This is a genomic window from Streptomyces solicavernae (assembly GCF_029968095.1).
In the GTDB taxonomy this organism is placed as follows: Bacteria; Actinomycetota; Actinomycetes; order Streptomycetales; family Streptomycetaceae; genus Streptomyces; species Streptomyces solicavernae.
Window position 1 is genome coordinate 1 of sequence record NZ_JASCIR010000001.1, and the last position, 22,385, is coordinate 22,385.

General features: G+C 65.6%; 13 protein-coding genes, 1 tRNA gene and 2 pseudogenes. 8 read left to right on the plus strand and 8 right to left on the minus strand.

Annotation, left to right across the window (positions count from 1 at the left end):
* Positions 1–374: 374 nt before the first annotated feature.
* On the plus strand, positions 375–614 hold the full coding sequence (locus tag QIS99_RS00005) for a hypothetical protein (RefSeq protein ID WP_282509055.1): 240 nt from the start codon (positions 375–377) through the stop codon (positions 612–614).
* 328 nt (positions 615–942) lie between these two features.
* Positions 943–1,016, plus strand: a tRNA-Met gene (locus QIS99_RS00010).
* 47 nt (positions 1,017–1,063) lie between these two features.
* Here QIS99_RS00010 and QIS99_RS00015 read toward each other — a convergent pair.
* Positions 1,064–2,053 carry a restriction endonuclease subunit S domain-containing protein gene (locus tag QIS99_RS00015; protein WP_282509056.1) on the minus strand — a complete coding sequence of 330 codons (990 nt, stop codon included), beginning with the start codon at positions 2,051–2,053 and terminating at the stop codon, positions 1,064–1,066.
* Positions 2,053–3,723: a restriction endonuclease subunit M gene (locus QIS99_RS00020; RefSeq protein WP_282509058.1), complete on the minus strand. Its 1,671-nt coding sequence runs from the start codon at positions 3,721–3,723 to the stop codon at positions 2,053–2,055. Before QIS99_RS00020 ends, QIS99_RS00015 begins: the two co-directional genes overlap by 1 nt.
* A gap of 1,134 nt (positions 3,724–4,857) precedes the next feature.
* Between QIS99_RS00020 and QIS99_RS00025 the strand changes: the two genes are divergently transcribed.
* From QIS99_RS00025 to QIS99_RS00035, 3 genes are read left to right on the plus strand one after another with little or no spacing between them, the layout of a single operon-like run.
* On the plus strand, positions 4,858–6,024 hold the full coding sequence (locus QIS99_RS00025; protein WP_282509060.1) for a pPIWI_RE_Y domain-containing protein: 1,167 nt from the start codon (positions 4,858–4,860) through the stop codon (positions 6,022–6,024).
* Positions 6,014–9,352 (plus strand): pPIWI_RE_Z domain-containing protein, encoded by a 3,339-nt coding sequence (locus QIS99_RS00030; protein WP_282509062.1) that lies wholly within the window; start codon positions 6,014–6,016, stop codon positions 9,350–9,352. Before QIS99_RS00025 ends, QIS99_RS00030 begins: the two co-directional genes overlap by 11 nt.
* On the plus strand, positions 9,339–12,107 hold the full coding sequence (locus tag QIS99_RS00035; RefSeq protein WP_282509064.1) for an RNaseH domain-containing protein: 2,769 nt from the start codon (positions 9,339–9,341) through the stop codon (positions 12,105–12,107). The genes QIS99_RS00030 and QIS99_RS00035 overlap by 14 nt, the downstream gene beginning before the upstream one ends.
* Positions 12,108–12,841: 734 nt before the next feature.
* On the opposite strand, the gene QIS99_RS00040 is transcribed toward QIS99_RS00035, so the two are convergent.
* Positions 12,842–13,378 (minus strand): hypothetical protein, encoded by a 537-nt coding sequence (locus QIS99_RS00040; RefSeq protein WP_282509066.1) that lies wholly within the window; start codon positions 13,376–13,378, stop codon positions 12,842–12,844.
* Positions 13,379–13,455: 77 nt separating this feature from the next.
* Between QIS99_RS00040 and QIS99_RS00045 the strand changes: the two genes are divergently transcribed.
* Positions 13,456–14,736, plus strand: a complete 1,281-nt coding sequence (locus QIS99_RS00045) for a HEPN-associated N-terminal domain-containing protein (protein WP_282509068.1) — start codon at positions 13,456–13,458, stop codon at positions 14,734–14,736.
* Between the two features lie 714 nt (positions 14,737–15,450).
* Here QIS99_RS00045 and QIS99_RS00050 read toward each other — a convergent pair.
* From QIS99_RS00050 to QIS99_RS00070, 5 genes and pseudogenes are all read right to left on the minus strand, one after another.
* Positions 15,451–15,664: pseudogene (locus QIS99_RS00050) on the minus strand (YnfA family protein); the annotation flags it as partial.
* 168 nt (positions 15,665–15,832) lie between these two features.
* On the minus strand, positions 15,833–17,041 hold the full coding sequence (locus tag QIS99_RS00055; protein WP_282509070.1) for an MFS transporter: 1,209 nt from the start codon (positions 17,039–17,041) through the stop codon (positions 15,833–15,835).
* A 66-nt stretch (positions 17,042–17,107) separates the two neighbouring features.
* Positions 17,108–17,518: a MerR family transcriptional regulator gene (locus tag QIS99_RS00060; protein ID WP_282509073.1), complete on the minus strand. Its 411-nt coding sequence runs from the start codon at positions 17,516–17,518 to the stop codon at positions 17,108–17,110.
* Between the two features lie 64 nt (positions 17,519–17,582).
* Positions 17,583–17,954: pseudogene (locus QIS99_RS00065) on the minus strand (helix-turn-helix domain-containing protein); the annotation flags it as partial.
* Between the two features lie 97 nt (positions 17,955–18,051).
* Positions 18,052–19,194 carry an acyltransferase family protein gene (locus tag QIS99_RS00070; protein WP_282509075.1) on the minus strand — a complete coding sequence of 381 codons (1,143 nt, stop codon included), beginning with the start codon at positions 19,192–19,194 and terminating at the stop codon, positions 18,052–18,054.
* Positions 19,195–19,861: 667 nt separating this feature from the next.
* Between QIS99_RS00070 and QIS99_RS00075 the strand changes: the two genes are divergently transcribed.
* Complete coding sequence (locus QIS99_RS00075; RefSeq protein WP_282509076.1) at positions 19,862–20,029, plus strand: hypothetical protein; 168 nt, start codon at positions 19,862–19,864, stop codon at positions 20,027–20,029.
* A 424-nt stretch (positions 20,030–20,453) separates the two neighbouring features.
* On the plus strand, positions 20,454–22,316 hold the full coding sequence (locus tag QIS99_RS00080; RefSeq protein WP_282509077.1) for a S9 family peptidase: 1,863 nt from the start codon (positions 20,454–20,456) through the stop codon (positions 22,314–22,316).
* The last annotated feature ends 69 nt before the right edge of the window (positions 22,317–22,385 follow it).

The window sequence follows — 22,385 nt, forward strand, 5'->3', positions numbered from 1 at the left end:
GAAGCTCCGCCCGGACCATCTGCACTGCAGGTCAGAACGCTCCCGCGCACCCCAGAACCCTCGGACGAAGACTTGGAGGGCGTGTTGGGGGGCAACCCCTCATGAGTTCGAATCTCGTATCCTCCGCCAGTGCCTTACCGGGCACGATGTCGAAGGGCCCCACCGTTCGTGGTGGGGCCCTTCCACGTGTGTGGTCTCACTTGCGCGGGGCGGACAGCCGTGCACGTCCACGGACAGACTTCGGCCAGCTGCCTCCGTCGAGGCTGGCCTAGACGCGGCTGTCCAGGCGAGCCTGGACACGCTGGACCAATCGCCGCTGATTCCAGGTGCGGCCCGGCAGCTGACGGCAGACGCGCTTGCCGATCAGTGGCCTTTTGGACCGCAGGTACGGCACGCGGTTGCCACAGCCGCACCTGGAGCTGACTGGTCGGCGAGGTTATCCGCCGGGTATCCGGCCGCACGCCAGCCACATCTTCGCCGATGAGGTCGCCGCTCCCCGCGGTCTGGCCCTCTTCATCGGGCTGCCAACGAGCAAACGCAAGCGGGTCATCAAGATGGCCTACCAGCAGCCCGAGATCGGCTTCACCACTGTGCCCGAAGAGGCAGTCCACTAGGAACTTCGCGCGTAGGTCGCCGCTTGGCGCGACCGCGAACTCCTTTGGCAACAGGGTCTTACACGTGACCGACCCGGTTGACATCGGCCTCAACTTCCCTGCGCAGGCTGCGGAACTCCTCGCCTCCATCGGTACCACCCGTGGTTGCCACGCATGTACGCCGCTCTGGTCGGGAGGTGGACGGCATACGACTGCCCGAGCCAAGCAACCCTCGCATCGGCAAGAAGGTAACGCTCGCTCCGGTTCACTGACGCGCAGCATGTGCGAACGTTCGCTGCCGTGGTCGGCTCAGTGCACGGATGAGGTGCTGTAGTGTTGCGCTCAACGGCGCGGGGTGGAGCAGCTCGGTAGCTCGCTGGGCTCATAACCCAGAGGTCGCAGGTTCAAATCCTGTCCCCGCTACTAAAATTGAGTCGCCCGACAATTTTGTCGGGCGACTCAATTTTCTTCTAGGCTGATTCTTCTTCCTCTTGCGTTTCGATATCACCCTCAGAGTCCGACACGAAGAAGTGGTGATCACCGGAATCAGCTAGATACTGCCCTAGGTTTGTCCGGGCCTTCGCCACTGTCTGATAGTAGCTACGGAACTGCTGCGACACCGAAGCCGCCGTCTCTGGATCGTTGGGCACCGGGATTTCGATCTCTCGGAAGCGATCCCCGACGTCCTCACGGTTAGTCTGCATGAAGATGACGCGCTTCCACTGCTCGCGCACAATCTTCAACGTCATTGCCCAGAGCAGATAGAAGGAGTCAAAATCTGCTCGTGCACCTGGGCGAATCACGATGATCTCCTTGGTCAGGAGCAACTGCTCCTGACCAGGCATCAAGACACAGAAGTCACCGATGTTCTTGCTGGTGCGCTCCGGACAAAGAATGTCGAAAGCTTGGAGCTGGGAGCTGGGTCCCTTCCAGAACGCTTCGGCGATCGACCGTGGCACTCGGTTCGTGGGGTTGATGTTCACGAATCCAGCCCGCAGATCGGAAACTTTGATATAGGGCACATTTCCGATTCGCTGGCCAGACGAGGGGGACCCATGGCCGCCACGAATGCTGATGACTCCACTCTCTGCCAGTTCGGCAAGAGTCGCACTACGGAACCCCTGGAAGCGTTCCGTTTGCATCTCAGAGATGAAATGCTCGTGATAACGACGGTCATAATAAACTGGAACGCGAGTTCGCGGCAGTACTTTTGAAGCCGGAATGTCACGCATGGTACTGGTTCGCTCTCCGCGCTGGAGAGCGAGTGCGTCACTGAGGAGGATGTCGTTGATGGCGGTCACCGACTGACCTGTATCAGGGTCGGTCGTCATGACGCGCGCCCCAGTCCTGGGGTTGAGGAGCGGCAAGAGCCGCCCGCCCTTAGTGAGCCCGCATGTCGGTGCTGTTGAGACTGTGACCGTTTCCTCGGAGAACCAGGACGGCGCGTTGATCGCGGGCATCAGACTTCCACTCCCTCTGTCAGTTCCTCCTGCACCATTCCTTCCGGGCCATTGCCAATCTTCTCGAACACATAGAAGTTGGTCTTGGCCCGACAGAACTCTTCGAAGGCTTCCATCGCGATGTTGAACATGCCGCGGAGCTCGAACCTTCCCTCCATCCAGGAGGGCAGCCATCGGTACTTGTAGGAGAAGAAATAGGTCTCCGGCAGGACGATTCCAACTCGGCCACCCACCTGCAGGAGGCGATGAGCCAGCTCCAAATACATCAGACCGATTTCCAGGTCGACATACTCCTTGCGGCCGCTCGCCGCCGCCCGGGAAATCGTGTATCCGGCAGCTCGGGCATCTGATGCCCTTACCTTCAGGTCCTCACCAAAGGGCGGATTGGTTAGGACAACAGTGAATGACTCCGCTACGAGATCATCGCCATTTCCCCCCAGCTCTTCTTTCAAGCGAGGGAACTTGGCCGGCCACGTGTGCTGGCGAACTGCGTCGCCCAAGAGAACGTGCGTGGAGCCGTCGCGCATGGCGATCATCATGGCCCGTGCCAACTTGACGCTGAGCTGGTCCAGATCCACGCCATACAGGTTATCGTTGGCGAACTTGACCAATCGCCACGTTTCGTCGTCGCCGGGGAACTCTCGCTCTTGAACCTGCCGCAGAGCTTCGACGATAAATCCGCCGGTGCCGCATGCCGGATCGATCACCTTATCGCGAGAGGTAATCTCCATGATGGAGACACATGGGCGAATTACACGCTGCGGCGTGAGGAACTGGCCCTCTCCTGACTTTAGCGCGTTAGTCCGGAAGATTTGGAAAGCCTTTGACAGCAGGTCGACCTGATCACCCAGGATTCGCCACGGAGACAGTATGTCAACCACGGCAAAGATGGTTTCCTCCCTGAGGAGGATCTCATCGCGATCGTCCGGGTTGAAGACTCGGTTCTTCTGCCGTGCGAAATAGCTCTTGAACTGCTGCCGAATCTGATCCGCTGTCACATGGATCATCGACGCCTTGTCGCCATAGATCCTGAAAGGCACCGGCTGGTGCTGATTCGCCGAGCTCGACGACCAGGCGTCGGACTCAACCTTAACCAGGACAACGTGCAGCAGCTCCCGCAGCTGATCCTCACGGCGGGTCGAGCGCGAGTCACCTACAACCACAGTGGCCACGAGGCGGCGCAAGGCAGCCGACAGCTGGGCCTCGGTGGGGACCACCAAGTCCTTCCACGTGGGCGGCGTGGCCGGCGGAGCGGTCAGGTCATCGCCCGGGTGCGGGAGATGCGCGTTCTTGACCTCAAGCCAGTCATTGGTGTGCGACTTATAGACCGCCAGGCTCTCATTGCCGTTGGTCCAGTACCCCATGCGGACAACTGGCTCCGATGCCAGATAGCGCATGAGCTGTTCCTTGCCCTCGGAGATCGAGGGTGCCTTGAACTCGAACAGCACCTGAAGTGCGTGCGATTCGCCGGAGTCGTCTGCGAAGGCAGCCAGGTCGGCTCGACCGCAGGCTTCAAACGACTGCCCGCGTTCGCGCTTCGTCAGCTCATGCGGGGTGGCCGGCACGCGCCACTCCTTCTTCAGCTGGGTGTCCTTCCAACCCAACTTCTTGAGGTCGGCCTGCACCCGTTGGCGCACGACCTCCTCTGGGGCGCTGCTCTTGGCGCTCAAGATAGAGATGTCCTTTCTGTACCGCAATGCCCGGCATCAAGGGCGAGTACCGCAACCCTAGCGCAAAACGAGTAGCTCTTTTTCTCGCGTGGGTGGTCGTGGAGGTCCCTGCGCTCGACGGCCCAAAGTCCGGGAGGCGGAGGCCAGCCGGTGCCTCTCACCACAGGAACCGGCGCCCGCGGCACTACCATCCGAGCACGCACCAGCGACCGCAGAGCCGCGACGATGCATCGTCTGGGCCTCGCACACGGAGCGGGACCTGGCAACCGCGGCGTCCCCATCGCATCGCATAAGTCCTCCGTCGGTACACGCTGATTCCGGTGGGTTAGCCGTGCGACTCCACCGTCGCCTGCATCGAAGCGAGCTACCTCGTCGACTGACGAATACGCAGAGGCCCGGCATCCTGTAGCGGTTGCCGGGCCTCGTCGCGCTGTTCGGGCCCTGGTCCATCGGAGGACCACACCCCTGGCAGGGGTCGAGGTCTCCGTGTCTTCCCGGGGCCCGCGCCCGACCTCAGAGTGCGTACTAGGTGCGGGCCTCGGCTGCGCCTTGCGGTACACGAGCACCGGTTCCTGCCAGGACCGGAGGCAACGCTGCACGCAGCGCTGGGGGCCAGGATCTGCCATGACCAGCCAACACGCCTGCCTAGCTTCGCGAGTCCGACCGTTCAGAAGGAGTGGCGCATGCCCAAAAGACACAAGCTGAAGAAGCTCATGCGTCAGCGCAAGGCCGAAACAGGAGAGAAGTTCACGCGGGCCCTTGACGCTGTCCCGGTGGAAGAGGCAGGGCTCAAGGGTTCCGGATCCGGACAGCCACTGCCACTGCCACTGCCACCAGGACACGTCGTCGCCCCCACCCGCCTCACCTCTTGAGAAGAAGCACTGGGCCAGTAGATCTGTAGGCGCGACCCTGCGCAGCGGGCGATCGTCGCCCGTGGCTTCGAACGCCCGGCTGCAGAACCAATTGCAAGAATGGCGGCGGACCAAAACGCCCGTTCATAATTTCCACATTCAACAAATCCCGGGTAAATGAGCCCTCCGTGGAGTTACCTCACCTTCCTTCGATTAGGTGAAGGAATCCTTGACGAATCGGTACTGCAACTCTCGGCTGGGCAAGCGGCCCTAGCTTGTCCGCATGATCACGGACACGCTCCCCGAGTTCGTCAAGCGAGGCAGTCCTGAGCGCGATTCCGAGCTGATTCTCAGCCTCGTGGCTTCCGGCCTCGTCGGGATGGTCCATTGGCGTGGTGACGTCGATCGGCGCCGTCCGTACGACGGGCGACTCCAGTTGGGACTGGATCGTCTGGCCGTGGCGTGTTCCCGAGAAGGGCTGAAGCCGCCGACCGGCGTTGCCGACCTGGTGTGGGACTGGAGCGCCGAAAGGTCAGTACGGCAGTGGCCGTTGCGCTTGGACGAGGACGCCGAGGTCGGTGACGAACGGCTCCTGGTGGGGGGCGAGCCCAGCGAGTTCTGCCGTGAGTGGGTCTGCGCTGCATCCGATGTGATGGCCGAGATCCATGAGAGCGCACTTGTCGAGCACGTGAAGGACGTCGCTCGGGCCCTGGGGAGACCGGAGTTGTACGCGCAGTGGCGGCTGATCCTCACGGAGCACTCAGTGCTATCAGCGACGGAACTCCTTCAGTGGAAGAACGCCCACCTGGACGTAGCCCCCTGGCCCCTGTGGCTGGACGACTCGTACGAGCCGATCCCCGTAGAGGCAACAGTGGACGGGCAGAACGCCATCTGCCGCGGCTGTCACCAATCGATGACGCCGAATGTCACCACGCGGCGGTGGAGTTGCCCGAGCTGGCGGTGCGACGTACGCCAGGACTTGCGCGACCCGGTCTTCAAGCCTTCGGACGGGATGTTCAGGCTGCGTTCGGACCTGGTGCGCTTCGTGGCCCTACCGGGACAGCCCGAGCTCGGGCTGGCGAGGGCATTGGCCCGCAGGGGCGCCCGCGTCGTGCTCTATCCGGGGCTCGATGCATTGGATCTGTTGGCCACATGGCCTGACGGCTACGCGATCGGCGTGGACCTCAAGGACTGGCGCTTCTCCTCGCTCCTCGCCAAGAAGATCAAGCAGTTCCCGAGGTGGCCCAAGGGGCACCCATATGCGTACAGCGACGGCTTCGTAGCCATCCCCAACGATCGCACGCGCGGTCACCCGGAGTACCTGAAGACCCTTCGCAAAAGGAGCACGGCGCTCAGGGCACAACCGCATGTCCACGCCATCACAGATGCGCAACTGATCAGCCAGTGTCCAAACGTTGCACCCCCAGGTGAGGTGACCTGTGGCCCGTAGTCGCGTCGATTGGCGGCGCTCACTGATCAAGCAGCTGAAGAAGCCGGCACGTCAGGCCGGGATCAGCTTGGAGTCGCTGCGCCGAGCCATCGCGGTGGAGTTCGGGCTTTACGCCTTGTCGATGTGGGCTCCCGAGACCGCCGCACGGGATGGTTGGGCGCTGCTCAAGGGGTACGACTTCCGTCCTCACAGTGCTCTGGGATTCCGGACCAACAGTTCGGTCCGCTGGCTCATCGGCGAGCTCAAGAAGGACCAGGACTGGCATGAGGCCCTGGAACAGTACGAGGCGTTCCCCGAGCACTTGCGCCTGTACACGATCAAGGATTCAGCGCGGCCTGCAGTGCGCCGTGAACTCACCCACGCGCGAGACCGAGTCGATGCTTACGCCAAGGCCCTCTCCGGGCCACCGAAGCACCAGCTCCAGTCGATCGACCTCGCAGAACCGGATGTCGTCTACCGGTTCACCGTCAACGGGGAGGAACACCGACTGCAGATTCCCCGATGGCTGATCCCTGAAGTCCAACGTGGGCACGGCGAGGGCCGCAAACGCCGCGGGATCACGCTCACCTGGTCTGCGCTGATGAAGACCGCGGCCTCCATGGACAGCTCGGACGCGTCCCAGGGGCGGAGCAACAACTGGCACGGCCGCGTCTGCGACCTTCAACTGCGCCTGCGCAAGTCGGGAAGACTACGGCCAGCGCGGCGGCTGACGATCGAAGACATGGTCCATCTGGTCGGCATGCCTGCGGTCGGCAAGACGACTCTGTTGACCGTGTTCGCGGTGTGGGCCGCAAGGCGGCGCCACACGTTGACGCTGGTACTCGGCGACGTCATCGCGGTACTGAACATGGTCGAGGACCTGAACCGCTACGTCGCGGACTCGGCAGCGCCAATCCTGGGAGCGTCCACCCGGGGCCAGCACCTTCGCCAGTTGCACCGGCCGCCGGACGTTCGAACACGTGGGCTTCAGCTGCTGCAAGACGACCGGTTGCGCTGGGTATCGACGGCTTGCCCGGCACAAGGGCTGCTCGCCGACCTCTCCTCCCCGCTGCCGCTGGGGGCGGCGCCGTGCCACGGGCAACTGGAGCTCGTGGCACAGCCGAAGGAGAAGCCCGACTCGGGTCAGCCCAAGGAGCCGGCCAAGAGCGGCTGCCCGCTGTTCTTCTCCTGTGGTCGGCACGAGGCGGCACGGGCTCTGGTCAAGGCTCCCATCTGGGTCGCGACCGCGCAGAGCCTTCTTCACTGTCGCGTGCCTCCCCAGTTGACGGACAAGTCACAGCGCTACCTCGAACTGGCCTGGGGACGCAGCGATGCTTTCGCCTTCGACGAAGCGGACCGGGTACAGATCCAACTCGACCAGATCTTCAGCCCTTCGCAGACCCTTGCCGGACCGAGCAAGGACGCATGGCTGGACGAGGTCCGACCGCTGTTCGAACAACACAACCGGTCCACGCACGGCAAGCACCTGACGACGAGTGCCACGGTTCGTGGGTGGTCGATCGACATCAACTCCGCTGGGATGCTGGTGGCTCGGCTACGCAACCTCCTGGCCGAATACCGCCACGTACGGGAATGGCTACGCGAGGGCTACTTCAACGAGTGGCAGCTCGCCATCCGCCTGGCCGGCGAGATCGCGAGGCGTCCACACAGCAACAACGGCGAGGCTGCGTCGCAGGACGAAGCATCTCGTTGGAGGCGGGACGAGGACGTCTATAGCCGCTGGCGCGAAGTGTTCCGAGAGTGGCTGCAAGACCCCGCTGGCCGATACAAGGGCGACAAGACGCAGGTGGCCTTCCTGCGAGACGTCGCAGCTCGCGGATACGACGATCCCACCAGGATCAACCGAGATCTCATGCACTGGCTGGACGACGAGCCGGACGTCATCGCCCAAGACACCGAAGTCCGTCGACGCATGGCCGTTCGGCTTCAAGTCACCATCACCGTCGCCCTGCTGGCGCAGAACCTTGCGCGTCTGACCAGGTATTGCTGGGAAGTCGAAAGCGAGATCGGCGCGGAGTCCATGTCCTCCAGCCTCGTTCACCGACCCCCGACCGAATACCTGCCGCTCGTACCCGAGAGCCCCATGGGCAATCTCCTGGGCTTTCAGTACCGCGAGGACGACAACGGGCCGGCCGACCGCCTTGGTGCCCTGAGCTTCTTCCGGTGCTCTGGGATCGGAAGGTGGCTTCTCCTCAATCTCCCGCACCTGTACGCAGGTTCGGAGCCGAAGCAACAGCCTGGCCCCGGTGTCCTGTTGCTGTCGGCCACGAGCTGGGCGGGAAACTCGCCACGCTATGACGTGCAGGTTCCCGTGACAGGAATCCTCTCGTCACGAGCTGCCGACAAGGTTCCGATCGACCAGCGCATCGTCTGCGAGTACCTGCCGTCCAGGGTCGTGGGACCCGATGGCAAGACTCACGACCGCATCGTCTCCGGCCTGTACGGCGACCGAAGGTCCGAAGCGTTGTCTGACGTGCTCGCTGACCTCTGCACTGCCCAGCCGGGCCTGCGCGGGGCACGGCCCAGCACCTTGGAGCGCATTCGGGGCGACCTCGAACCGGGCCGTAGACGTCTGTTGCTGCTGGTGGGCAACTACCAGGAGGCGAAGCTGGCACATCGCAAGCTCGTCGAGCTGCGTCCCGAGTGGGCCGATCAGATCCTTCATATGGTGCCCGACGACGAACGCGGCACTCATCACTGGGCATCGGGTTCGCTAGCCCGCAGCCGCGTCTCGACCTTGGCTCAACACGAGGACGTCTGGATCCTGATCACCCCGATGCTGGCCATCGAACGCGGGCACAACATCCTCAACGACGACCACGTGGCCGCGCTCGGTGCCGCCCTGTACCTCGTGCGACCGCACCTACACCCCGAAGACCTCAGCTACCACATCGAAAACATGAACCGCTGGGCCGTCGAGCAGATCCTCGCCGGCCTCCCGACGGCGGGACTGCCCGACGCGTCTCTCGGTGAACGAGCCGGAATGTTCTCCCGAATCGCCCACCGCCGCTGGACGGACCTGCTCGAAGATCCGCTGCGGTACGCGTACACCGAAACCGACTCAGCCGAACGCCGGGCCATGGACTGGACGAACATCGCTCCGCTGAACCAGATCGTCGGCCGGCTGCTGCGCGGAGCAGCAACCGCACGCATCTACTTCTGCGACGGCGCCTTCGCTCCCACCAATGACGACAGCACGCTCCTCGGTATGTACCGGGCGATGGATGAAGCCATGTCCGGCCGGCAATCCGACATCGCGATCCCCCTCTACGAACCCCTCAAGTACGGCCTGCACACCCTCTTGGAGAAGTTCCGTGGCGACGTATGACCGCCTTCAGCGCCTGTCCCTCGCCATGAGGGCCACCGGCACAACACCTCTATGTACCTACAGGGCGTACGAATTCCCGCGAACGTGGGCCCAAGCGCTCAAGCAAGTCTTCCGCCGCAAGAATCAAGACGGCGAAGACACGGATGAGCCCTACGGCCTGCCGCTCTGGGCGGTGAGCACCGCCATCGCGGCGCTCCTGCCGCAGTTGCTCGTCACCAACAGCTCGGGCCGCGCCGATACCGTGTGGCTGGCCTGGAACACACAGGAGGGGACGCCTGAACCCGACGAGGAAGTCCTCCTCGAACTTGTTCGCTCCGGTTTGATCGTCGCGGCCCAGTCCAGGAACGACAAGGCGCGTCGACGTAATCGCCCTGATCCCGTTGACATGCAGCGGCTCGCCTCCATCCTCAAGTGCTTCAGGACGGACCACCTGCGCAGCGAAATCCGCCAGTTGCACATCACGGCAGGCGAGCCGCTCTGCCCGGAGGGATACCGACTCCTTCCCCACGTCATCGCCAACCACCTGGTCTCCACAGGCTGGGAGCTACAGCACGCCGGCAAAAAGTGGGTGTGGAACGAAAAGGCACAGGAGAAGGAAGAAGTGCCAGGCAAGGACATCACCGTCTACGGCATCTCCCGCTGGCGTCGTTGCGCCAGTGACGAAGGAGCCGAACTCCTCTCCTGGCCGCCGCACCAGTACGTGAGCAGCAACGGAACGGTCTATCCGTGGTCGTACACCATGCGTCTCACCGCGCAGAACCACGGGCACGACAGCGCTCCTCTGATCCACGTCACGCTCGGCACACGTCGCTGGGCCCGGGGGAACGTCTGGGACGGAAAGCGCGGCATCACCGCCTACCTCTTTGCTGCATCGCCCTGGTGTGACGACACCTGCCCGTTCGGAAAGGCCCGGATGAAGTGGCGCCCGGGGCCGAAGGGAAAGAAGGGAGGGAAGATGGTCTGGGACGACGTGCTCGCCGAAACCCTTGCCCGGGTCACCTCCCACGATGCGCTACCGTCCGCTCCCGCCCTCGCAGCCGACCCCCGTGCCTTCCTGGAGCCCGATAAGGGCACGCCACAGGCAGGCGTTCCCTTCCGGGACGGCCTGGGTGAGTACGCCAACCACTCCGTCGGCAAGGGCATCTCAGCGCGCGACCGCTGGCAGATCTTTCACCAACTCCAGGAAGCTGTGAAGGACTTCGCCGAACCGGAGCAACCGCTCGAACGCCTCTACGTTCCGGTACGCCCCCGTCCCTCTGCCTCGGACCTGCTGAAGGTCGACCAGGCCGCCCTCGCCCGAGCAACGGCACGGCGTATCGCAGTGGACGTGGCCTGGGACACCACGGTCATCCGCGATGAACTCGTCGGCGCCCTCCACGAAATGCTCGGTCTTTGCCTGCCCACCGCCATCGAGGACGACTCCCCTCCCCGATTGAGGGAGACCGTTCTCCGAGGGGAGGACATTGAGATCGTGCTGCGCAGTTACCCAGTGGGTGATCTGGCCGCCCCCCTACCCGTCAACAGCTCGATCAACAACCGCAAGGACCGTCTCGCTGACGCGTCTGAGTCGCGGCGCACCAAGGTGATCCAGAAGCTGCGGGCGCCGGAGCTCTGGGACGTGCCGCGCTTCGCGCTTGTCGAAATGGCCAACGCCGGCGCGTTCGCCAGTGCCGAGCACGACCCGAAGCAGACAGTGAAAGGAGCCGCTGGCTCCGTCGGTGTTCTCGTCCAGAACATCACCCCGCCGAAGGAGACCGGGGAGGGCTCTGGGGAGGAAAGTACAACGACGCGTCGCGAGCGCGCTCGTAAGTCCGCCATGGACCTTTTGACTCGACAGAGCGGAATGCTGTCTCGTCCCGACCACCTCGGGACGAAGGACAACCCGCTGAACGAAGTGACAACCGTGGGCCTGTGGGTCGTGCGCCGCAACGGCGACCAGAGAGCAACGCTGCCGCTCGCCGTCGCGCAGCTGCCCGACGAACCCTTCGTCCGGCTGCGGATGCCGCACACGAACACCTGGCTGCCCTACCGCGAAGGGCTGCTCACGCTCACCGACTACGAGACGGAGCGCCGCTTCGATCACTCGCACGCCCAGCAGTTCTTCGGGGAGGTCGTCGAGGAGGTGTGCGACGGCAGCGACGTAGTACTGCTGACATTGGCCCAGAACATCCGCTCCTGCTGCCCAGGGCTCAGCAACGCACACCTCACGCCCGATGTCCTTGCCTTCGATCCCGAGACCCCCATCCAGCCAGACGCTCGCAAGGGGCTGCGGCACGTCCGCCTCCGGACCAATCTGCGTGATGAAACCAGCCAGCACTTCGCCTTCAAGGAAGGGACCGATGCCGGCGATGTCGGCGTCGGCTCCAGCCTCTGGCAGGACCCGCTGCGCCCGTGCCACTTCTTCAGTACGGCCAGGAAGCCCGCCACCGCCGGCAGCGGATCGCCTCAAGGCTCTCGCATCGAGAAGCACTGGGGCAGCATGGGCAAGGACGAGCAGGGACGAAAGAAGTACGGCATGAGGCACGACGTCCTCCAGGACGTCTGGAACCCCCAACTACTGGAGATCCTCGTCAACTGCCACGACGAAAGCGACGACCCACGCTCATGGGCCGCGATCCCACACCAACAGCGTTACGCAGCAGCGCACTTCGCTGATCCTCTGGCCCTGCCCGCCGTGCTTCACCTCGCCCAAGGTGTGGGCGAACAGATCCTCCCGCCGTACCTGCTCGCTCCGATCGACCAGACCGACGGCTAGTCGTGGCTGGCGCCGATGGACTGCCGGAGGCCCCTACGGGAAAGGGAGCCTCCGGCCCGGGACTTCAGCGGTGGCAAGAGCTCAACGAGCGTCAACGCCACTACCTGAGCGTCTTCTACGACCTTGACCAAGAAGCCCAGCGAGAGCAACGTCGGCGCTGGCGACTAGGTCTCAAACGGGATCCCGCAGAAATCTGGCGCTGGATCCCATACGACACCCGACACCCCCGCGCCGCGCCAACTCCTGCCCAGGAAAGACTGGACGCGACGGGGCTGAGGGACTCCGGCACGGGGGCGACTCTCGGAGCGCTCGCTCGGCGCGGACTCGTCGAGACCCGTCAGCAACCCATCGAGACTCCGTCCGGAGCCGCGGTCCAGATCCAACTGAGGCTCACCCCACTGGGGCGGGCAAGCGCCCGCAGCGTCGCACCTACCCCAACACCCGAGCCTCAACGAACCCTGCCCGATTGGCTCTATGACGCCCTGCTCGAGGTCGACCGAGCAGGGAGTCACGGGCTGCCCAAGTACGAACTCGGACGCTCCGCAGTGCGTCGGCTCGGCCCGCGCGGCGACCGATTCATCGAGGAGGCACACCCCTGGTCCTATCGACTCACCGCGGCAGGACGAGCTGAACTGGAGCGGCGGCACAACGGGGCTTGAACGCGGGAGCTACTGACGAGATTGCACCCGCTGACGACGGCCCAAGAAAGGTGAGACCAGACAATACGGCCTCGGTCATTCGGCATCGACGACTCCCAGATCACTCCTCATCCGGTGCCGTACCTGCCGCAACAGATCCCACGACGCATCAGCGCTCGCCTGGACTGCGTCGAGGGAGTCGCCAGGACGCGGAGTTCCGTTGTCGAGCCGCTTGATCATGCCGTACGTGGCGTTGAGCGATTTGTTGACCCTGCCTGCCAGGTCGAGCACGGGGTCCGGCACGATCAGCTGCGCCTCGGCGTAACAATCCCGATGCACCGATCGCGCCTCGTCGAGTTGTGCACGGGCATCTTGTCGGTCTTCGCCCCGCAAAAGGACGTGGAGGTGATCAGTGAGCGCCGTCTGGTACTGCCGCGCTGCCTTGTTGAGCATCACGTATGCCGCGCGCCGCTGCTCCTTCACCGTCTCGTGCCGTTGGGCAGCCAAATCCTCCAGACGTTGCCGTTCAGCCTGCTCCAGTTCATAACGCCTGGAGCGATCCGAGGCCCGCTGGGTCAGCAGCGCCGACAGCAAGGTGCCGAGAACACCGACCACAGCGACCCCCAGAGCCACGTAACTACCTGTACTCATGACTTCTGTGCCCGCCCCTCTGATGCCACCACACCCGCAGCATCACACAGAATGAAAACGTGACCGATGCTGGCAATGGCCCCACACCACCTGATGATTTTGCGGACAGCGTGTGCCGCCGATGCGTGAGCGACGACGCCTTGGAGGCGCTGCTCGACGAGGCCGCCGAGGCAGGCCGCGTCTGCTCCTTCTGCGCAGGCGACCAAGCCGCCGACTTCGACACCTTCCTGGAGGCGTTCCTTCGCGGGCTCCACCACGAATTCAACGACGTCGACGACGAGGGCGTCTCCTACGAGTCTCGCGAGGGTGGCTACCAATGGTCCGAGATCACGGACACTTGGGACCTGATCAGCGATGAGTTCGGTGATGTCCTGACAGGGGACGGACTCGTCGAGGCCGTGCAGCGCCACGTGGAAGACCGTCTCTGGGCCAGACGGAACTTCATCGAACCACGCCGCGACGAAGCCCTGATGGCCAGTTGGCAAGACTTTCGCTACGCAATCCGGCACAAGACACGCTACGTCTTTTGGCAACGCCCACGCTCACGAGACGACGACCTACGTGGAGCCGGCGAGATCCCGCCGGAGCAGATCCTCCAGGAGGTCGGCGAACTGATCAGCAAGCTCGGCTTGGTACGCCGCGTCGGCACTTCGGAGTTCTTGTGGCGCGCCCGTATCCACGACCGAGCCGAGCGGGTCGGTTCCGCCGCCAGCCTTGGCACCATCCCCTTGAGCCTCTGCAAGCAATCCAACCGCATGAGCCCTGCGGGCATCCCCATGTTCTACGGTGCTCTGTCCGCGGAGACAGCCCTAAAAGAAGCCTTGGTCCGACCAGGACACACTGCAGTCGCATCAGTCGGCGCCTTCACCTGCTCTCGTGAGATCGACGTCGTCGACTTCACTGATCTGCCAGCAGTGCCGACAATCTTCCACCCCGAGCTGGGCAGCCTGAGACGGCCGATCCAGTTCCTGCACGCGTTCGTGTACGAACTCGCACAAGACGTGCGCCCCACGTACGAGGAAATCGACTACGTGCCCACTCAGGTCATCACCGAGTACCTGCTCCATGCCTGGGACGCCGGAAGGCCAATCTCCGGGCTGAAGTACCCGTCCGCACGGACCGGAACGCCTTGCGTCGTGCTGAACATACCGTCCGAACACTGTCTTGAGCTCGGTTCTGCTGTCACGGACAAGGAGGCCCTTCACCTGCTGCTTCACCCCGGCACCGTCAGCCGACAACCACTGCCAGCGTCCCGTAGGCCGCTCAGGGAGCGGTATCTGCACTCACCTCGTCGCTGGGTTCGTCAGTCGCGTACAGATGGCCGTGACGACCGTCATTAACAACTTGAACTAGCGACACTCACAGCGCTTCCATCCTCGGCTTCGTCTTCTCTCACATCCTCGACTTCAAGCTGACCCCAGCCTGAAGAGCATCGGAGCGGGGCCGCGGTCACAGCAGAAGTTCCCCCAGCGCGGCTGCGGTTCGGAGCCGTGGGGGCTCCACCCCGTAAGGTACGGCTTCAGCTCATCCGGCTTTACGGAGTTGGCTCTCCCCAGCAGGTGGAGAAGCGGACCAATCATGCCGATCGTTCAAGGGGGACCAGCGATGCATGGCCCCAGCTCACACGCCCTGCCTCGAACAGACAATCACTCATTCGGGTCGGGCCGCACACACAGCAAATATGCGGAGGCAACCCCCGTACGCGGCGGTTCCAGGAGAGCCGGTTCACCTGCCTGGGAGAAATCTGGGAGATGATCTTCTCCCATAGGCCCATCGAGGCCACGCCAGCCCACCCCACTCCAAGCCTCTGACCAGGCAAGATTCCGATCCAGCCTGTTAACGATCATGCTCGTCCCTCATTCGGGACGAAGAGGTCGTGGGTTCAAATCCCGCCACCCCGACAGAGAAACACCAGGTCAGGCCCGGTACTGAGAGATCAGTACCGGGCCTGATTTGCGTTGGGGGGCCGATTTGGGAGCCATTAGGAAGCCGACTTCGGGATCCGGCTCCCTGCCGGCCCGGTCCCAAGGACCCGAAGGCTCCCCGTTGTTCGGCTACGGGCTGCGCGGCACGTACATGATCACAGCCATGCCCGCCAGGCAGATCAGGTCCGATGACGTCGAAGCGGTCCGGGCGGTAGCCGTCGGCGACCATGCCCCAGGCGATAGAACCTGCTACGAAGGTCCCGCCGTAGGCGGCGAGGATCCGTCCGAAGTTCGCGTCGCTCTGGAAGGTGGCGACGACTCCGTAGAGGGCGAGAGCGATGGAGCGGGTGACGGCCCAAGAGCAGCGGCTTCGCCTCGCGCAGTGGGTCCTGCCGACAGCCGTTGGCGCAATGGCCTGCGCCGCAAGCACAAACCGCTGTATATCGGCGGTCGTCAGCGTGCTCACCAGACATCACGGATCCTGGCGCTGCCACTGCCTGAAAGGACGTCCTCACGCAGTCACCGAGGTCGAGTCGGGAGTCTGCGTCGCCGCACGCTGTGCGCGGGGAGCGGCGGGCGACAAGAGGAAGGCGAGCGTCATCAATACGGCGGCGGCCACCGGAACGTATGCAACGCCGAGCGTGCCGACTGCCGCGCCGCCGACGGCGGCGGCGACGCCCGTACCCAGGTAGAGGCCGGATATGTTCAGGGACAGAGCGGTCATTCCGGAGACCGGGCCGACGGCGGCCAGGACGCTGCCCTGTACCGGTGGGGTGAGGGCCCAGGCGAAGGCGGCCCAGCAGGCGATGACGGCGGTCAGCAGGTACCGGTTGCCGATGCCGCTGGAAACGAGGCCCGCAGCCAGGGCGAGTGCGATCGCATGCCCGGCGAGGACACGGCGCAGGCTTCGCTGCGGGCCCCAGGAATCCACCGCCCGTCCCGACAGCAGTGCCCCCACGAGCCCGGCAGCGCCTACCAGGAACAGCACGAACGACAGCAGGCCGTACGAACCTCCCGCGACCTCGGCCGTATACGGACCGAGGTAGGTGTAGAACATCAGCCCACCACTCGCGGCGAGGAACGTCACCGTCACCAGACGCAGCACGGCACGCTCCCGAAGCGGCGCAAGGCGCTCCCGCAGGGGTGCCGGGGCGCCGCCGGGCACGGCCGGAGCCGTGGCCAGCAGACCCAGTGCCGCGACCGCCGCGACCGCCGCAATCAGCCAGAACGTCACACGCCAGCCGAAGGCCCCGCTCAGCCACGAGCCCAGCGGCACTCCGCTGAACAACGCTGCGGTCATCCCGGCCGTCACCACACCCAGGTACCGGCCCTGCGCGCCCTCGGGTGCCCCGGCCGCCGCCGTGGCGAAGGCCGCGGAGGCCACCACCGCCGCACACAGCGCAGCCGCCGCGCGGACGCCCATCAGGAACCAATATCCGGGCGCGAGGGCGGCTGCCACGTTCGCCATGACGAACAGCAGGAGCCCGACGAGCAGCACCGTCCGCTTCGCGAAGCGTTCGCAGATCACGGACAGTGTGGGTGCGCCGACCGCATAGACAACGGCGAACACCGTCACCAACTGCCCGGCGGCGGATACGCTCACCTCCAGGTCGTCCGCGAGAGCGGGCAGCACACCCGCGATGACGAACTCGTCGGTGGCCGTGGCCAGCAGCGTCAGGAACAGGATGTACAGCCAGCCCGGCAGGGCAGCTTTTCTCATCGGTCTACTACCTCCGTGGAACGCGATGCGTCCGTCGCACGCTAGGTAGTGACACCGGTGTCAGGGTCAAGGGCCGGAGCGCAGCAGCTCCGCGAAGCCCTCCGTATCGGCCGCGTCAGCGCGCAGGCGGGCAATGCGTTCCACGAGTTCGGCCCGGTGCCGCTGCAACTCCGCCGCCTTGGCCTCGACAACGGAAAGCCGCTGCTCGTACATGGCGAGCACCTCGTCCGGGCCGCTGTCACACGCCAGGAACTCCTCGGTCTTCATGTCCAGACAGGGCGCCACCACCCGGATGTCTTCCGCTGTGAGGCCCGCGCCGAGCAACTCCCGGACATTCAGAACCCGGTGCACCGCCCGCTCGTCGTACTCCCGCCACCCCTTGCTGGTCCGTGCCGCGTCCAAGAGCCCCTGCTGCTCGTAGTAGCGGATTGAGCGGCGACTCGCACCTGTGATCTCGGACAGCTCGCCGATCTGCATGCCCCCTCCTTGCGCATCAGCGCCCACGGTACGCCGCTGTCGCAGCCCGTAGTCCTCGGTCGGATCACCGCTGGGAGTCCACCCGGCCCGGCCGAAGGTCAGCCGCCCGGGTTTCGCTGAAGGTCTGTCGGTAGGCGCCGGGTGTGGTGCCGAGATGGTCCCGGAATCGGCGGCGCAGGTTGAGTGCCGAAGTGAGGCCGACCCGCGTGGCGACGGCCTCGACCGGCAAGTCGGTCTGCTCCAGCAGGATCCGGGCCGCATCGAGGCGCCGGCCGAGCAGCCACTGCCCCGGGCTGGTGCCGAGCTGTTCGGTGAAACGTCGGGCGAGGGTCCGGCTGGACAGCCCGGTGCGTTCGGCGAGCCGGTCGAGGGTCAGAGGAGTGTCCAGGTGGGAGGTGGCCCACTCCAGCAGAGGCGCCAGTGACTCGTCCGCCTTGGGATCAGGGAGAGCAGGTCACGTCCGGAGCGGTGAAGCGGAAGCGCACCGCTCCGGACGGGTGTGGGGCGTCGATTGGCCCGTACCCATAGGCCACTTACCTGCTGGTCCTGCTGTCCAGGGCTGCCGAGTCTCTGCGGAATGCCCAGTCCATCTTCGGTTCCATGGCCCAGCGGAACATGCGTTGGACCGGTGGCGTGCACAGGGCTGTGATGAGGGCGCCGGCGAAGAGGGTGAGGGCGATTGCGCCGAGGGGTGTGTGGACCCAGTCCACCTCGTACCAGTCCCAGAAGCGGGAGCCCTTGGCGAGAAAGCCGTGGAGGAGGTAGCCGTAGAGGGTGCCCGCGCCGAGGGCCGTGACCCACAAGTGGCGGCCAGGGACCCACGCGAAGAAGCACGCCACCAGGATCAGCGAGCAGGCGAACATGCCGAGGGTCATCGGCAGGCCGACCCAGCCGGGCACGCCCAGTTCCTGCGCGCTGTCGCGACGGTAGAACCAGGCGGCGTTCATGCGCGGGACCGCCCAGTAGGCGAAGAGCAGGGCGCAGGCGAAGACCGGAACGGCCAGGATGCGGGCCTCGCGGCGGCGGACCAGGCGGAAGTGCTCGGGCTTCAGGCAGAGGCCGAGGACGAAGAACGGCAGGAACTGCAGGACCCGTTGGAGGTCCAGGTCGTTGCCGATGTCCGGCGAGACCGACGCCAGGACCGCGATCGCCAACGCCACTGGGATCGGCCGGCGGATCAGCTTCCACAGGGGTGTGGTCAGGCGCCAGATGAAGAGCGCCGCGAGGAACCACACCAGGTACCAGGGGTCGAGCAGGCTGATCGGGTGGGTCGGGTCGTCGTTCGCCCAGCGCTTGAACAGCGAGTACGCGAACTCGAAGATCACGTACGGCACGGCGACGCCCGTGACCAGACGTTTCAGGCGGTTCGGGCTCGCGTCAAAACTGCGCGAGAAGTAGCCGGAGATGATGATGAACGCCGGCATGTGGAACGTGTAAACGGCGATGTAGAGCGCGGCCGCGGCTCGGCTGTCCTCGCGCAAGGGCTCCCAGGCGTGGCCCATCGCGACCAGGACGATCGCCATGTACTTCGCATTGTCGAAGAACGCGTCCCGTTGTTGGCCCCGCTTCGGGGCAGCAGTAGCGGTGGTTCTTCGGGAAGTCTCGCTCTCCTGGGCCGTCCGGGCCGACGGCAGCGGGGCCGCGGTCCGGTGGGGTGTGCGCAGCGTCTCACTCATGGGGCCTCCCGGAGGCAACCAAGAGCAGTGATTCTGCGTCTTGCTGGAATTGGGGGATGGATTCGGCGCGAGACATCCCCGGCACCATAGCCAGCGGCGCCAACTCCCGTACATCCCACGGCCATGTGGGCTACGACACGAATGTAGAAGTAGGGAGTCGGTACGGGGCGTCGGTACGGGGCGTCGGTGCGGGGACTCAGAGCAGGGGACTTCAGAGCAGCGGACTCAGTGCAGGGACTGCCGCACGAGATCCGGCCGTTGTCGCGCCACTGGACCTCGGCCTTCGCGCTGGCCGCGAGCAGGTTCCGGCTGGTGGGAGCGGGCGGAAGCAGGCCAGGGACGGAGCCGACGCAGGCCGTGGTGAAGCGGTGGCCCTCGCGCGTCTGCGCGTCGGGTTACCGCGCCACAGGCTCCGGCCGGACAGGAAGGCGTACTCAAGCGAGGCCCGCGCCAGGTCCTTCGATGCCGCCCCGCTGCGGCAGGGCGTCGAGCACGCGCTCCCAGGGGACGGCGGCGACTCCGGCCGCACAGACGACGACGTACAGGAAGCATACGTGCAGGTCAGAGTGGCCTTACGCGGCTTCGGGCAAGGTCGAGATGCCGACAGGGGCGGTCGGGGGGACAGTGGATTACGTATGGCGCTCCGAGGTGAGGAGGAGAGTGGACCATGCGCAAGAACGTCCACGGTCAGGATCATCCGAAGGACCCCCAGCACTCGAAGCTCTCCGCGCAGCAGGCACGGGAGAAGGGCACGCGGCCCGAGATCCAGTCGGTCTCGGCGAAGACGCGGGGGATGCAGCAGAAGTCGCAGGCCCGGCGCCAGGGCAACCGCTGAGAGAGCGGGGCTGCCGCCGGACCGAACCACAGTCGTCGCGAATGATCACGTCAGGGGCCTGACCCGCACGCCGGGTCGGGCCCCTGGCCGTTCGCCGTCGCCGGCGCGCCGGGGCTGTCGGGCGTGAGGTGGTGCGTGAACTCGGGGAGGGCACTCGTGCATGACGTCCGGAGGGCACTCGTGCATGAAGTCGCGTGGCAAGTCGTGTGTGAGGTCGCGTGGCAAGTCGTGTGTGAGGTCGCGTGGCAAGTCGTGTGTGAGGTCGCGTGGGAAGTCGCGTATGAGGTCGTGTGTGAAGTCATGCCGTGAGTCTGCACCCTCGCGCCGACAACCCCGGAAGTTATCCACAGGCGGCAGTCCGAAGTTATCCACAGGCTGAGGGCCTCGACGACGGAATGTCGGTCGGGCCAGGCAGTATGGGGCCATGACTGCGGAGATGCCGAACTGGCCGGACTGGGAGAAGCGCTTCAGGGCGCCACGTGTGTCGCTGCCCGAGTGGGCGGAGGACGCACCGGACCGCTCGCTGTTCGTGTCGAACGCGACGGGGACCTTCGAGCTGTACGCCCGGGACCGCGCAACCGGCGAGCAACGCCAGGTGACGGACCGGCCGAACGGCACGACGGACGGCGCCCTGAGCCCGGACGGCCAGTGGATCTGGTGGTTCTCGGACACGGACGGGGACGAGTTCGGGGTGTGGATGCGGCAGCCCTTCGCGGTCGGCGCGGACCGGCGGGCGGAAGGCGGGGCCACGGATGCCGGCGTGGCTGATGCCGACGGAGCGGACGAGCCGGCCACACCGGGCCTCGACCCCTCGTATCCGGCGGGGCTCGCCATCGGCCGGGACGGCAGAACCGCGGTCGTGGGGCGTTCCACGGACGAGGACGGCTCGACGATCCATTTCGTGCGCGCGGGCGAGGAGCCCGTGGAGATCTACCGCCACCGTGAGTCGGCGGGCGTGGGCGACCTGTCGTACGACGGCACGCTGATCGCCGTGGAGCACACCGAGCACGGCGACGCGATGCACGCCGCGCTGCGTGTGATCCGGCTCGACGGCAGCACGGTCGCCGAGCTGGACGACTCCAAGGGCGGCGCGGAGGAGCTGGGCCTGGAGGTGCTCGGCTTCGCCCCGGTCGAGGGGGACACCCGGCTGCTCGTCGGGCATCAGCGGCGCGGGCGGTGGGAGCCGATGGTCTGGGACGTCGCCACGGGCGCGGAGCTCGACCTGGCCCTGGAGCTGCCGGGAGACGTCGGCGCGGAGTGGTATCCGGACGGCTCGGCGCTGCTCGTCGTGCACAGCTTCGAGGCCCGCAGCGAACTGTTCCGGTTCGACCTGGCGGCACGCGAGCTGATCGAGGTGCCCACGCCGAAGGGCACGGTGTCGGGGGCGACAGCGCGGCCCGACGGCACGGTGGAGTACCTGTGGTCCTCCGCTGCGGAGCAGCCGCAGGTGCGGTCGACGACGGGCGCGGTCGTCCTCGATCCGCCCGGCATGAAGGCCCCGGGTTCGGTGCCGGTGGAGGACGTGTGGGTGGAGGGGCCCGGCGGCCGGGTGCACGCGCTGGTGCAGCGGCCCTCCGGTGCGGGCCCGTTCCCGACGGTCTTCGAGATCCACGGCGGTCCGACCTGGCACGACAGCGACGCCTTCGCGGCGGGCCCGGCGGCCTGGGTGGACCACGGGTACGCGGTGGTGCGGGTCAACTACCGCGGCTCCACGGGATACGGCAGAGAGTGGACGGACGCGCTCAAGCACCGCGTCGGGCTCATCGAGTTGGAGGACATCGGGGTCGTCCGGGAGTGGGCCGTCTCCTCCGGCCTCGCCGACCCGGCGAAGCTGGTGCTCTCCGGAGGGTCGTGGGGCGGCTACCTCACGCTCCTCGGGCTCGGCACCCAGCCCGAGTCCTGGTCGCTCGGCCTCTCGGCGGTGCCCGTCGCGGACTACGTCACGGCGTACAACGACGAGATGGAGGCCCTGAAGTCGATGGACCGCACGCTGCTCGGCGGCACACCGGAGGAGGTCCCGGAGCGCTACGAGGCCTCCTCGCCGCTGACGTACGTGGACCGGGTGCGGGCACCCCTCTACATCTCGGCGGGCGTGAACGATCCACGGTGCCCGATCCGCCAGGTCGAGAACTATGTGGACCGGCTGGCGGCGAGGGACGCGGTGCATGAGGTGTACCGGTACGACGCGGGGCACGGTTCGCTGGTCGTGGAGGAGCGGATCAAACAGGTCCGACTTGAGCTGGACTTCGCGGCACGGCACTTGGAGGCGAGCCCGTACAGAGCGTGAGGCCCCGGGGTCGGGCCCGGTGATCCTGCGCGGCCGAGGCTGGGCCGGGGATGGGCTAGGTCGGGGTGA

Bases quoted from the DNA above. Each gene is read 5' to 3' on its own strand.
- QIS99_RS00015 (WP_282509056.1), bottom strand. From the start codon at position 2,053: ATGCCCGCGATCAACGCGCCGTCCTGGTTCTCCGAGGAAACGGTCACA.
- QIS99_RS00025 (WP_282509060.1), top strand. From the start codon at position 4,858: ATGATCACGGACACGCTCCCCGAGTTCGTCAAGCGAGGCAGTCCTGAG.
- QIS99_RS00055 (WP_282509070.1), bottom strand. From the start codon at position 17,041: ATGAGAAAAGCTGCCCTGCCGGGCTGGCTGTACATCCTGTTCCTGACG.
- QIS99_RS00060 (WP_282509073.1), bottom strand. From the start codon at position 17,518: ATGCAGATCGGCGAGCTGTCCGAGATCACAGGTGCGAGTCGCCGCTCA.
- QIS99_RS00070 (WP_282509075.1), bottom strand. From the start codon at position 19,194: ATGAGTGAGACGCTGCGCACACCCCACCGGACCGCGGCCCCGCTGCCG.
- QIS99_RS00075 (WP_282509076.1), top strand. From the start codon at position 19,862: ATGCGCAAGAACGTCCACGGTCAGGATCATCCGAAGGACCCCCAGCAC.
- QIS99_RS00080 (WP_282509077.1), top strand. From the start codon at position 20,454: ATGACTGCGGAGATGCCGAACTGGCCGGACTGGGAGAAGCGCTTCAGG.